The organism is Zunongwangia sp. L-65 (assembly GCF_056859415.1).
Genome location: NZ_JBSXOK010000069.1, coordinates 73,298 through 86,744, shown reverse-complemented (window position 1 = coordinate 86,744; position 13,447 = coordinate 73,298). Strand labels below are relative to the sequence as shown.

The 13,447-nt window shown below is 37.0% G+C and carries 11 protein-coding genes; 9 read left to right on the top strand and 2 right to left on the bottom strand.

All coding sequences use genetic code 11. From position 1 onward, the window contains the following. Window positions 1–28 precede the first annotated feature (28 nt). Both AC13DP_RS14240 and AC13DP_RS14235 read right to left on the bottom strand, forming a co-directional pair. On the bottom strand, window positions 29–913 hold the full coding sequence (locus AC13DP_RS14240; protein WP_013070131.1) for an NAD kinase: 885 nt from the start codon (window positions 911–913) through the stop codon (window positions 29–31). A 267-nt stretch (window positions 914–1,180) separates the two neighbouring features. Continuing rightward, window positions 1,181–1,837 (bottom strand): CBS domain-containing protein, encoded by a 657-nt coding sequence (locus AC13DP_RS14235; protein WP_013070132.1) that lies wholly within the window; start codon window positions 1,835–1,837, stop codon window positions 1,181–1,183. Between the two features lie 193 nt (window positions 1,838–2,030). Here AC13DP_RS14235 and AC13DP_RS14230 point away from each other — a divergent pair, with 193 nt between their 5' ends. The 9 genes from AC13DP_RS14230 to aceE all read left to right on the top strand — a co-directional run bounded on the left by AC13DP_RS14230 (window position 2,031) and on the right by aceE (window position 13,430). Further along, window positions 2,031–2,747, top strand: coding sequence for a pyridoxine 5'-phosphate synthase (locus tag AC13DP_RS14230; RefSeq protein ID WP_272957020.1), 717 nt, complete (start codon window positions 2,031–2,033; stop codon window positions 2,745–2,747). 42 nt (window positions 2,748–2,789) lie between these two features. Continuing rightward, window positions 2,790–3,554 (top strand): alpha/beta fold hydrolase, encoded by a 765-nt coding sequence (locus tag AC13DP_RS14225; protein WP_272957021.1) that lies wholly within the window; start codon window positions 2,790–2,792, stop codon window positions 3,552–3,554. A gap of 121 nt (window positions 3,555–3,675) precedes the next feature. Further along, window positions 3,676–4,926: an OmpP1/FadL family transporter gene (locus AC13DP_RS14220; RefSeq protein WP_228249575.1), complete on the top strand. Its 1,251-nt coding sequence runs from the start codon at window positions 3,676–3,678 to the stop codon at window positions 4,924–4,926. Between the two features lie 14 nt (window positions 4,927–4,940). Then, window positions 4,941–6,518, top strand: a complete 1,578-nt coding sequence (locus AC13DP_RS14215; RefSeq protein WP_272957022.1) for an SGNH/GDSL hydrolase family protein — start codon at window positions 4,941–4,943, stop codon at window positions 6,516–6,518. A 91-nt stretch (window positions 6,519–6,609) separates the two neighbouring features. Beyond that, window positions 6,610–6,951 (top strand): phage holin family protein, encoded by a 342-nt coding sequence (locus tag AC13DP_RS14210; protein ID WP_041578627.1) that lies wholly within the window; start codon window positions 6,610–6,612, stop codon window positions 6,949–6,951. An 87-nt stretch (window positions 6,952–7,038) separates the two neighbouring features. Then, a complete protein-coding gene (tig, locus tag AC13DP_RS14205; protein WP_013070138.1) occupies window positions 7,039–8,361 on the top strand; it encodes a trigger factor in 1,323 nt (440 codons plus the stop codon). A 178-nt stretch (window positions 8,362–8,539) separates the two neighbouring features. Then, window positions 8,540–9,214 (top strand): ATP-dependent Clp endopeptidase proteolytic subunit ClpP, encoded by a 675-nt coding sequence (clpP, locus tag AC13DP_RS14200; protein WP_013070139.1) that lies wholly within the window; start codon window positions 8,540–8,542, stop codon window positions 9,212–9,214. Window positions 9,215–9,286: 72 nt separating this feature from the next. Next, the gene (clpX, locus tag AC13DP_RS14195) at window positions 9,287–10,519 is read left to right on the top strand and encodes an ATP-dependent Clp protease ATP-binding subunit ClpX (RefSeq protein WP_228249572.1); all 1,233 of its coding nucleotides are present in this window, start codon (window positions 9,287–9,289) and stop codon (window positions 10,517–10,519) included. Between the two features lie 247 nt (window positions 10,520–10,766). Further along, the gene (gene aceE / locus AC13DP_RS14190) at window positions 10,767–13,430 is read left to right on the top strand and encodes a pyruvate dehydrogenase (acetyl-transferring), homodimeric type (protein ID WP_273300147.1); all 2,664 of its coding nucleotides are present in this window, start codon (window positions 10,767–10,769) and stop codon (window positions 13,428–13,430) included. Window positions 13,431–13,447 lie beyond the last annotated feature (17 nt).

Here is a 13,447-nt window from a genome sequence, read left to right as displayed (position 1 = left end):
ATTAACAGTTTTTGAAAAAAAATATTGTTTAGTTGCGTTTATCTTCTCCCCATAATAGCTTTTTTCGTAAAGTTTGAAGAAAGCTATCATCATTTAGCTCTACCAAATTAATGGCATATGGAGCTTTTTGAATAATAATTTCGGTATCATTTTCAAGACTCGCCAATCGGGAATCCATAGACAGTAAGTGAGAATCTTCCCTGCCACTAACTTTTAAAGTGATTTTGGTGTCATCTTTAATAATTAGGGGTCTGGCGTTTAAATTATGCGGAGCAATAGGAGTAATGACTATAGAATCTGCATCTGGAGTGATTACCGGGCCACCACAACTAAGCGAATATCCGGTAGAGCCTGTTGGTGTGGCAATAATTAAACCATCAGCCCAGTAAGAGGTAAGGTACTGGTTGTTTAACCAGGTGTCTACCGTAATCATAGAAGTGGTGTTTTTTCGGCTAACCGCTATTTCATTTAACGCTACATTATTAAACACTTCATCATCAGATTTGGGATTGGTTTCAATTTGTAATACGGCTCTTGGGGAAATGCTAAAATCTTTTTTTAAAATGGTGTGAATCGTTTCTCCTATCTGTTCTTTCTGGATCGTGGATAAAAATCCAAGTCGGCCCGTATTGATGCCAACAATGGGAATATCCAGATTTTTGATATAGTTAATAGATTTAAGGATGGTACCGTCACCGCCAATGGTAAAGAAAAGGTCGTAGCTGGCATCCAGAATATCGAAGGTTTTATAATCGCTATATTCGCCGGTAACGCTTTTGTTCTTATTGATAAGATCCAAAAAGTTACGTTCAATAATCACTTCAACTTTTTCTTCCTGAAGAAGTTCTAAAAGCTGATTAATATAAGTGCCGGCGTTTTCATGGTAAAACTGGCCGTAAATGCCTATTTTCATTTATGTATAATTTTTTCGATAATCAGGATTTTTGCAATCAAGCTTAGAAACATCCTAATTAAATTTTAAAACTACCTGCTCTGTTATTTTGGATATTTTTTCAAGCATTTTTTACGCTGCTAAAGAAATATTGCTCATTGTTTTTTAATGACCCAGCCAAAGGGTATAACATTTTAAGACCTGCCTCTAAATTTAAAAATGGTTTTGTCATGCCTTATGGCTTTGCTCAAGAGGTTCTTTAAATGAACAAAAATTGTTCTTCTTTATTTATATGTTTAGGTATTTATCCAGGTATTTAGATCGATCGCGCAAATTTTTATCGAACGCATCTTCCTGATGTTGTGAAATAATATTATAACCATAACGTCGTAAAGATTGTATCACTTCATTAATTCCGCTAGGATTAATTTTTATGGTGATTTGCGCCAGGTCATTCTCGATCTTAGAAACAAATAAGCCCAGTAAGTGAACATTACTGGATTCTATAATCTGGCTAATTTCACTTAACGAATAATCTTTAAAACCTTTTTCAACTACAATAATATTTCCGGCTTCATTTAAAAAGGGCGTTTCGTTAAAAATACCCATAATTTCATTTAACTCTACATATCCTAAATATTCATTATCACTATCCAGTACTGGTAAAATATTGGAATTGTTTTGTGCAAAGGATTCTAAAATGTCGAGCCAGTAATCGGTACTTCGAACAAAAAATCCTTCCAGGGCATACTGGTAATCTTCGATCGATTTTTCAGCTTCAAAACATCGAATGTCATTTTCAGAAATACACCCCATATAAATACCATTATTCTCAACAGGTAAATGAGAGTAGGTAAGTTGGTTAAAATCATTCTGTAAATCACCAATCTTATCTGAAAAATGCCGAATGGCAACATCATTTAATATATATTCTTCAATATCCATAATCCTAGCGTCGTTTAACGCAAATTAATTAAAATAATATTCATTAAGCCATCCTCAACTTTGTATTTTTGTTAAAACAGAAAGTTTTAGGATAAGCTTTAGAAGTTCTCAGGACGATCTGCTTTATTATTGTGGCAGGTCGTTTTAATTTATATCAAATTTGAAACCAGATTCAAAAGGCAAAGCCAGAAATATGACAAAATTAAGCGTAAATATCAATAAGATTGCCACCTTAAGAAATGCGAGAGGGGGGGATATCCCTAATGTGGTACAATGTGCATTAGATATCGAAAAATTTGGAGCGGAAGGTATTACCGTCCATCCAAGACCAGATGAAAGACATATCAGATATCAGGATACACGAGATTTAAAACCCGTTTTAAAAACCGAATTTAATATTGAAGGAAATCCGGTAACTAAATTCATTAATCTGGTTTTAGAAGTAAAACCGGCGCAGGTAACTTTGGTGCCAGATGCAGAAGATGCTATTACCAGTAATGCTGGTTGGAATACTGTAAAAAATAAAGAATACCTTATCGAGGTCATTTCTGAATTTAAAAAACACGGCATCAGGACGTCTATTTTTGTGGATGCAGATGAAAAAATGATTGAAGGTGCTGCTGCTACGGGGACAGATCGTATCGAATTATATACAGAAAGTTTTGCCGAAAAATTTGCCGATGGAGATAAAAAAGAAGCTGTAAAACCTTATGCTAGATGTGCAGAACTGGCCCATCAATTGGGATTGGGAGTTAATGCGGGGCACGATTTATCGTTAGATAATATAGAATTTTTTAAAAATGAGGTGCCTTTTGTAGATGAGGTATCCATAGGCCATGCTTTAATCGCTGAAGCGCTTTATCTTGGTTTGGAAGAAACGATCTCACGATATTTAAAAAAATTACAGTAAACTTAAAATGATCATTTTTGGTTATTTTTTTAAAAAATTGCAATGAAGTTACACACTAACATTATAGGAGAAGGGAAGCCTTTTATTATTTTACATGGATTTCTAGGAATGGGTGATAATTGGAAGACATTAGGGAAGATGTTTTCTGAAAAAGGATATGAAGTTCACCTGGTGGATCAGCGAAATCATGGTAAAAGTCCACATAGCGATGATTTTTCCTATGAAATATTAGCAGAGGATTTAAAGGAGTATATTAAAGAGCATCATTTGGAGGAAATAGTGCTGATGGGGCATTCTATGGGTGGTAAAACGGCTATGTTCTTTGCAGTAACTTATCCAGATTTGCTAGAAAAACTCATTATAGTGGATATTGCCCCTAAATATTATAAGCCACATCATCAGGATATTTTAGCTGGATTAACCCTGTTGGACGAGTCTGATGTATCCTCCCGTCAGGAAGCAGCTAAAATAATTTCTGAATACGTTCCTGATAAACCTACCCAACTTTTTCTTTTAAAAAATTTAGACCGTGAAGGTAAAGATAAGTATGTATTAAAAGTTAACCTGAAAACTCTAAAGGCTAAAATTGAAAATATCGGGGCTGCCTTAGAAGAAGGAAAGATTTATGAAGGGAAAACCTTGTTTATAAAAGGAGAAAAATCTCGTTATATCAAATTGCCTGAAGATGAAGATTTGCTTCATAATCATTTTCCAAATGCTGAAATTGAAGTAATTAGCGATGCGGGTCATTGGGTGCATGCGGAAAATCAAGAAGATTTTTATAGTACTGTAATTAGATTTCTTTAAAAAACCCCTCTAAATATTATGCATACATAATATTTTTACCTATTTTGTTGTGGTATTTGTATTTTGTGCTAAATTCATTACACGATTTACAAATAGAGACAAACTTAATTCTACTAATATTATGAAGAAACTTTTATTCCTGACCCTTTTTGGGTTAGCGACTGCAATGACTTATGCCGGGGGATACAGGGTAGGGCTTCAGGGACAGCGCAGGCTGGCCATGGGGCATACTGGTGTGGCTGTAGTTGATAATGCAGAATTGGCTTTTTTTAACCCGGCAGGGTTAGTGTATTTAGAGGACCGCATAAATGTAGCCGTTGGGGCCAGTGCGGTATTCTCTGACGTGGTATGGCAAAATGATGAATATGGGCAAATGGCAAGAACAGATAGTCCTGTGGGGACGCCTTTTTATGCCTATATTTCTTATAGAGCTTCAGATTGGTTAACCTTAGGGCTTGCAGCTTATACGCCTTACGGTAGTTCTGTAGAATGGCCTACAGATTGGTCTGGGTCTCATTTGGTAAATAATATAGATCTTCAGGCTATATATATTCAGGCTTTAGCTTCTGTGAAAATTTCAGATAAACTTAGTGTTGGTGGAGGGCCTATATATGTAAACGGATCGGTAAACTTCAACAGAAATTTAAACAGGACCCTTAGCGATATCGATGGAAACAGAGCAAATGTAACTGTAGATGCTTCTGGAGTACATGCCTGGGGTTGGTCTTTAGGAGCCATGTATAACCCTACTGATAAACTTAGGATAGGGGCGAATTATCGTTCAGAAATTATTGTTGAAGCAGAAAATGGTGATGCAGATTTTAATAATATTCCTAATTCGCCTCTCACGCCGTTTAAAGATACCAGGTTTGATGCCTCGTTACCGTTGCCGGCAGAGCTTTCGATTGGAGCTTCTTATGAGATTTCAGAAAAATGGTTGGTTGCTTTTGATTATAACCGGGCTTTTTGGGACGTATATAAATCTTTAGATATCGATTTTCAGGATCCGGCAATTCCAGATTCCAAAAATCCTAGAAATTATAAGGATGCTAATACCTACAGATTTGGGGCACAATACATCGCAAACGAAATGTTTACCCTAAGAGCCGGATACTATTTTGATGAATCTCCTGTACAATCAGGCTACTTTGCACCAGAAACCCCAAGAAATGATGCGCATGGTTTCACGGCCGGATTATCTGTAAATATTACAGATAATCTATCGATAGACGCCTCTTTCCTTTATAACCGATTTAAAGAAGTAGAGGAATCCTATGATTATTATATGGAAAATGGCCAAAATGTACCTTTTGAAGGTTCGTACAAAACAGTGGCATTTGTGCCTGGGCTTGGGGTGACATTCAAAATTTAAACTTACAGGAAAAGATGAAAAACTATAGATTTTTAGCAGTAGGCTTATTGGCTTTGGGAATAGTTTCTTGTGAGCCAGATTTAGACAATCCAATAGATGAAGAAGGAAATGTATATAGCAATGGGGAGGCGAATTTTACGCATTATGTTGCTTTAGGAAATTCATTAACGGCAGGTTATGCAGATAATGCACTTTATATTACCGGGCAAACCAATTCGTATCCTAATATTTTGGCAGGACAGTTTGCTTTAACGCAGGAAACAGATGAGTTTACTATTCCTTATATGAATGATAATGCGGGTGGACTTTTACTATCCGGACAACAATTGCCAGGATTTAATAACCGTTTGGTGTTAGCTTCAGATGGGGAAGGAAATAATAGTCCTTCAGTTTATACCGGAATGGCTGCAACTACAGATATCACTAATGTCTTAGAAGGTCCTTTTAGTAATATGGGAGTGCCGGGAGCTAAATCTTATCATTTAGGAGTAGAAGGTTATGGTAATGTAGCAGGAGTACAGGCCGGTCTTTCAAATCCTTATTTTGTAAGATTTGCGTCTTCCCCTCAGACGAGTGTGATAGCTGATGCATTGGCTCAAAATCCTACATTCTTTTCTTTATGGATAGGTAATAATGATGTATTAGGTTATGCTACTTCAGGAGGTACGGGGGTTAATCAAACAGGGAATTTAAATCCAGCTACCTATGGATCTAATGATATTACAGATCCGCAGGTATTTGCTCAGGTGTATTCAGGTTTGGTTGAAAGTTTAACTGCCAGTGGCGCCGGCGGAGTGTTAATTAATATTCCAGATGTGACTTCAATAGCATTTTTCAATACTGTGCCTAATAATGCTTTGCAACTAGATGCCCAGACAGCCGCAAGTTTAACCTCTTATTTTGGAGCGGTTTCTCAGGTTTTTGCAGGAGGTCTAATGGCGCAGGGAGTTCCGCAGGAACAGGCAATGGCTTTAGCTGCTCAATATGCAATAACTTTTAATGAAGGGCCAAATAGATTTATAATCGATGTGCCAGTTACTCAAGCTAATCCCCTTGGGTTTAGACAGATGACTGCAGATGAGTTAATTCAATTGCAGGTAGATCAATCGGCTTTGGCTAGTGGGTACGGTTCTGTTAATTTAACGGCAGAAGTGCAACAGGTTCTAGGGCTACTAATGTCTGGGGGTACACCAACTGCAGCACAAGCGAATATCCTATTTGGTGGTGTGAATGGCTTGGACGATGCTGATGTTTTAGATAGTACAGAAATTTCAGAAATCCAAACGGCTACGACGGCATTTAATCAAACCATAGCCGCAGTGGCAAATGCAAAAGGGCTGGCCATGGTAGATGCTAATGCATTATTAAACGATCTGGCTAATGGCGGCGTGGCTTATGATGCTGGTACTGTAACCGCAACCTATGCAACAGGTGGAGCTTTTTCTTTAGACGGGGTGCATTTAACACCACGAGGATACGCTATTGTGGCTAACGAGATTATCGAGCAGATTAACACCACATATGGGGCTACGGTTCCAAAAGTAAATATTGGACAATACGGTACCATTACCCTTAGTAATGATGTGCAGTAATGATAAACTTATATTAAAATATGAGGAAGTCGGCAGATAGCCGACTTTTTTTTTCGCAATTTTGAACTATCAATCAAACCCTTATAATAAAATGAGACTTTTATTAAAACTCCTTTTGTCTGCGCTAGTAGTGGTAGGTCTAGCCAAGGTTTTACCTGGTGTTACCGTAAATAGCTATTTTACGGCATTTATTGTAGCCATAGTTTTAGCATTGCTCAATATTATTGTTAAACCTGTTTTGGTAATATTAACTTTACCGGTAACCATATTAACACTGGGCTTGTTTTTACTGATCATTAATGCCATAATCATCTTTTTAGCAGACGGTTTTGTGCCTGGTTTTAGTGTAGATGGCTGGTTTATGGCGATAATATTTAGTTTGCTTTTCTCGTTATTTCAGTCCATATTATATTCTCTTCTTGATAAGGATTAGAAGCTTGCTGAAATTCAATAATTTGAAACTTTGCAGGCTAGTGAAAAAAGCTTAATTTTGCACACCAATTTTTTATAATAAGTCAAGATGAATATTACCAGAGAGAATATTGATGAATTGAATGCGGTAGTAAAAGTAGATATCGCAAAAGACGACTATGCTCCTAAAGTAGAGAAAATCCTTAAGGATTACCGTAAAAATGCCAATGTTCCTGGCTTTAGAAAAGGTCACGTTCCTATGGGGATGGTAAAAAAGCAATACGGGCAGGCTGTATTGGTAGATGAAGTAAATAAATTACTACAGGAAAACCTTAATAAATATCTTACTGAAGAAAAATTAGACGTTCTTGGAAATCCAATTCCTAAAGAGCAGGAAAATTTTGACTGGAATAAAGATAACTACACTTTTGAGTTTGAGGTTGGTCTTGCTCCAGAATTTGAAGTAAGTCTTGATTTAGAAAAACCTGTAACAAAATATAATATCGTTGCTGATGATACAATGATCGATAAACAAATCGAAAATATCCAAAAACAGTACGGTAAATTAGTTTCTAAAGATGAGGTTGAAGAAGGAGATATCGTTGCCGGAACTTTCAAAAATGAAGAAGAAGGTATCGAAAATGAAACTTCAATCGAACTGGAGAAAATCAAAGGAAAAAGAAACCTTAATAAGTTTGTAGGAGCTAAAGTTGGTGATACGATTGCTTTAAAGACGAAAAGTCTTTTTGAGGACGATCACGATTTAATCCAACATTTAAAGATTGAGCATGATAAAGCTCACGATCTTGATATCGAAGTAGAATTCACTATTTCGGAAATCAATAAAAGAGAACTTGCTGATTTAGACCAGGAATTATTTGATAAGCTTTTTGGTGAAGGTAAAGTGACTACTGTTACTGAGCTTAAAGAGAAAATCAAAGAGGATGCTGAAAAGCAATTTGTTCAGCAAAGCGATCAGCAGTTAATGAATGATGTTACTGAAGCGTTGATCGAAAAGACTGAATTTGATCTTCCTAAAGAGTTTCTTCAAAAATGGATCAGAACAGTAGGTGAAAAGCCATTAACTGAAGAAGAAGCAAAAGAAGAATATCAGAACAGCGAAAAAGGGCTTCGTTACCAGTTAATCGAAGGGAAAATCGTTAAAGAGAACGATATTCAGGTAGATTTTGAAGCTTTAAAAGCCTTTGCTAAAGATAAAATTAAAGAGCAAATGGCTCAGTTTGGCCAGATGGATCCTTCAGATAAAGAATTAGATGATATCGCAGCAAGAATCTTATCTAATCAGGACGAAGTTAAGCGTTTATCTGAGCAATTAGTTAACGAAAAATTGTTAAATTTCTATAAAGACAATATGAAATTTGACGAAAAGGAAGTTACTTACGATGAGTTTGTAAAAGAAATTTATGAGTAAAAAAACTGTTGGTAATTCGGCAGATAAATTTTACTTCAGGGTAAAACCCTAAAAATCAAATCTCGATTATCGGGTAAGCCTTTTTTATAATTTATACCTATCTTTAAGGCGTTAACCATAATGGTATAACGCCTTTTTTGGCTTTATAGATTACTTGTGTAATTAAATAAAAAAATTGATGGACTACGGAAAAGAATTCGAGAAGTACGCAACTAAACACCACGGGATAAATAGCAATTATTATGATAAAATAGTAAGTAGTATGACTCCGGTGGGCATGACTCCTAATATTATCGAAGAGCGCCAGATGAATGCTGTTGCTATGGATGTATTTTCACGATTAATGATGGACAGGATTATCTTTATGGGGACTGGTATTAATGATCAGGTAGCTAATATTATCCAGGCACAATTGTTGTTTTTAGAAAGTACAGATTCTTCTAAAGATATTCAGATTTATATCAACTCTCCTGGCGGTAGCGTTTATGCCGGTTTAGGAATCTACGATACCATGCAGTTTATTAAACCAGATGTTGCAACAATTTGTACAGGGATGGCAGCTTCTATGGGTGCGGTATTGCTTTGTGCAGGAGCAGAAGGAAAGCGAAGCGGTTTACCACATTCCAGGGTAATGATTCATCAGCCACTTGGTGGAGCACAGGGACAGGCTAGTGATATCGAGATCACGGCCAGAGAAATCATTACATTGAAAGAAGAATTGTATAAAATCATTTCTAAACATTCAGGACAGAGTTACGAGAAAGTGTATGAAGACAGTGACCGTGATTACTGGATGAAAGCCGATAGAGCTAAGGAATATGGAATGATAGACGAAATCCTGACCAGAGATTAGGATCAACATTAGATAAATTATAAGAGATTTTCAGGATACTTTATTCTGAAATTGAACAGGAAATATAACAAGATGGCGAAAGAGGAATTAGAATGCTCCTTCTGCGGAAGAAAAAAACCTGAAACAAATTTATTGATTGCAGGTTTAGATGCCCATATTTGTGACCGATGTATCGAGCAGGCGCATGGGATTGTTCTCGAAGAATCTAAGCAAGGAGAAGCAAACGAGTTATCTTCAGAATTAATGCTGAGTAAGCCCAAATCGATAAAGGCATTCTTAGATGAATATATTATTGGGCAGGAAGCCACAAAAAAAGTGATGTCTGTTGCCGTTTATAATCATTATAAACGATTATTACAACCTGATAGCGATGATGATATCGAGATTCAAAAAAGTAATATCGTAATGGTTGGAGAAACCGGTACCGGTAAAACTTTAATGGCCAAAACGATTGCTAAGATGCTCAATGTGCCTTTAGCAATTGTGGATGCTACGGTATTAACTGAAGCTGGTTATGTGGGTGAAGATGTAGAAGGAATCCTAACACGATTGCTTCAGGCAGCAGATTATAATGTAGATAAAGCACAGCGAGGTATTGTTTTTATTGATGAGATCGATAAAATTGCGCGTAAAAGCGATAATCCTTCAATTACCAGGGATGTTTCCGGGGAAGGCGTTCAGCAGGCACTATTAAAACTTCTGGAAGGAACTACAGTAAATGTTCCGCCAAAAGGAGGAAGAAAGCACCCCGATCAAAAATTTATCGAGGTAGATACAGAGAATATTCTTTTTATTGCCGGCGGGGCTTTTGATGGGATCGAGAAAAATATCAGCAAGCGTTTAAACATGCAGGCCGTTGGATTTAGCGCTTCCAAAAGTGATGATAATATTGAAAGAACCAATCTTTTAAAATATATCATCCCGAAGGATTTAAAAGATTTTGGACTGATACCTGAGATTATCGGGCGTTTGCCTGCTTTAACATACATGAATCCGCTAGATCAAGAAACCCTTCGGTCTATTTTAACCGAGCCTAAAAACGCCATAATAAAGCAGTACACAAAACTGTTTGAGATGGACGAGATCGAATTTAATGCTACAGATGAGGCTTTAGATTTTATTGTAGAAAAGGCGGTAGAATATAAATTGGGGGCTCGTGGATTACGTTCGCTATGTGAAGCGATTTTAACCGATGCGATGTTTGATCTTCCTGAAAGCGATGTAACTGAATTTACGCTTACTCGTGAATATGCCGAAGAGAAATTAAATAAATCGACCATGAATGCGCTAAAAGCAGCTTCATAGTTTAAAAATTGATATTAGATAAAAAGCCTCATTAATTATTAAAATTATTGAGGCTTTTTTAGTTTCCGAAATTCGATGCTTTTCTAATATGATTTTTTCGTCTTAAAATTCAGTAAGTTTTGCTTTCCGATTTTTGAAAGATTTAGCATAGGACTATAATCTTGTGTTAATCATTTGAAGTCGGTTTTATTAATTGGTAATTTCAAGGAGAGAGACCACTCTATTACCAACTAATAAATCTCAAAAGATGGCAGAGGAAAAAGAAGCAGCAGCCGAAATTGAAAACCAGGAATGGCTGGATTCCCTTAGGTGGGTTTTGCAAAACGAGTCTAAAGAACGAGTAGAAGAAATTCTGAAATTATTACGAGCAGAAGCTCAAAAGCACGGTGTAAAATCAGACTTACCTTTAACGACACCTTACATTAATACCATTAGTCCCGAGGATGAAGAACAATATCCCGGAGATATTGAAATCGAAGAAAAAATACTGGCTTATATCCGTTGGAATGCCATGGCAATGGTGGTAAGAGCCAATAATAAAAGTAAAGGAATTGGTGGACACATTTCTACGTATTCTTCAATCGCTCACTTATGGGAAGTTGGTTTTAACCACTTTTTTAAAATGGATCGAAGTGCGGGGTCAGACTTAGTATATTTTCAGGGGCACGCTTCCCCGGGCGTTTATTCCAGGGGATTTCTAGAAGGTCGGTTTACAGAAGAGCATTTAGAAAACTTCCGTAGAGAAGTAAAGTCAGATAAAGGATTAACCTCGTATCCGCATCCGCACCTAATGCCCGATTTTTGGAATTTCCCAACAGTTTCTATGGGATTAGGTCCTATAAGTGCAATCTATCAGGCACGTTTTAATAAGTATCTTGAAAAACGAGGAATTATAGAAAAGAACGATCAGCAAATTTGGGCGTATTTAGGAGATGGAGAGATGGATGAACCTGAAGCCCGTGGAGCCATTAGTGTTGCTGCCAGAGATAAACTGGATAACTTAACCTTTGTTGTCGATTGTAACTTGCAACGATTAGATGGTCCTGTTCGTGGTAGTGGTAAGATCATCCAGGAGTTGGAGGGATTATTTCAGGGAGCAGGATGGAATGTTATCAAACTGATCTGGGGAAAAGATTGGGATCCTATATTTGAAAAAGATACTGAAGGGAAACTGGTGAGCTTACTCAACGAAATCCCCGATGGGCAACTTCAGAAATATGCATTTTCTGAAGGAGCGTTTATTCGTGAAGATCTCTTTGGGAAAGATAAGAATCTTGCTAAAATCGTAAAAAATCTATCTGATGATGAATTAAAACGTCTAAAGCGAGGCGGACATGATTATCAAAAGATATACAACGCTTACAAGCAGGCCACCGAGCATAAAGGTCAGCCTACAATTATTCTTGCGCAAACCATCAAAGGTTATGGACAGGGAAAAGCTGGTGAAGCCAGTAATGTATCGCATAAAACCAAAAGCTTTAAAGAAGAAGAGTTGAAGGCATTTAGAGATTTTTTCAGTCTTCCGATTTCAGATAAAGAGCTAAAAGATATTCCGTTTTTAAAGCCTGAAGAAGATAGTGAAGAGCTTAAATATCTACACGAAAAGCGGGAAAAATTAGGTGGTTTTCTTCCGCAGCGAAAAGACAATAGCGAAGCGCTAAAAGAGCCCGATAAAAAAGTTTTTAAAAGTTTTCTGGAAGGCTCTGGAGATGATGAGGCTGCGACGACCATGGTGATGATCCAAACCTTGAGCAGGTTGTTTAAAGATAAAGAACTGGGGAAATATATTGTGCCCATAATTCCTGACGAAAGCAGGACTTTTGGAATGGAGTCATTATTTAGACAAGTTGGAATTTATGCCCCTGGGGGACAGTTATACGAGCCGGTAGATAAAGAAAGTCTGTTGTTCTTTAAAGAATCTGAAAATGGGGCCATCATGGAAGAAGGAATAACTGAATCGGGTTGTATGGCCGAGTTTATAGCTGCAGGTACTGCTTATCTTAATCAGGCAAAACCAATGATCCCATTTTATTTTTTCTACTCGATGTTTGGTTTTCAACGAACAGGTGATTTAATGTGGGCCGCAGCCGATGCCGGCGCCAAAGGCTTTTTGATTGGAGGTATTTCAGGGAGAACAAGTTTGCCAGGTGAAGGATTGCAGCATCAGGACGGGAACAGCCATTTATATGCTCTGGCTTTTCCTACTTTAAAAGCTTACGATCCTGCTTTTGCCTATGAACTGGCAACGATAGTAGAAGCTGGGATTAAAGAAATGTATATCGATAAAAAGCATTATTTCTACTATATCACTTTAGGGAATGCAACTTATAAAATGCCTAAAATGCCAAAAGATAGTGAAGAGGGTATTTTAAAAGGATTGTATAAATTTCAGAAAAGCAGAAAACGCAAAACTGATAAAAAAGCACATCTTTTTGGTAGCGGTTCTATTATGGCCGAAGTATTGGAGGCTGCTAATATTTTAGAAAAAGAATATGATGTCGCTGTAGATATTTGGAGTATTACCAGTTATAAAGCGCTTTATGACGATGCCATAGATACCGAGCGTAACAATCGTTTAAAAACGCAATTAAATAAAGATAAAAATTATATCCAGGAATGTCTGGAAGACGAAAAAGGGATTTTTGTAGCAGCTTCAGATTACGTGAAAGCATTGCCTGAATCGATTGCAAAATGGTTTCCGACTAATCTTGCAGTTTTGGGTACCGATGGTTTTGGGCGTAGTGACGCAAGACCAGAATTACGCGAATTTTTTGAAGTAAACGCAGCGCATATTGTTTTTGCTGCGCTTTATGAATTAGCAAATGAAGGTAAGATTAAAGCAAAGCAGCTTAAAGAAGCGGCGAAGAAATTTGATATCGACGCTAAAAAACCAAATCCAAGAACGTCTTAACCAATAAAAGAAAAGAA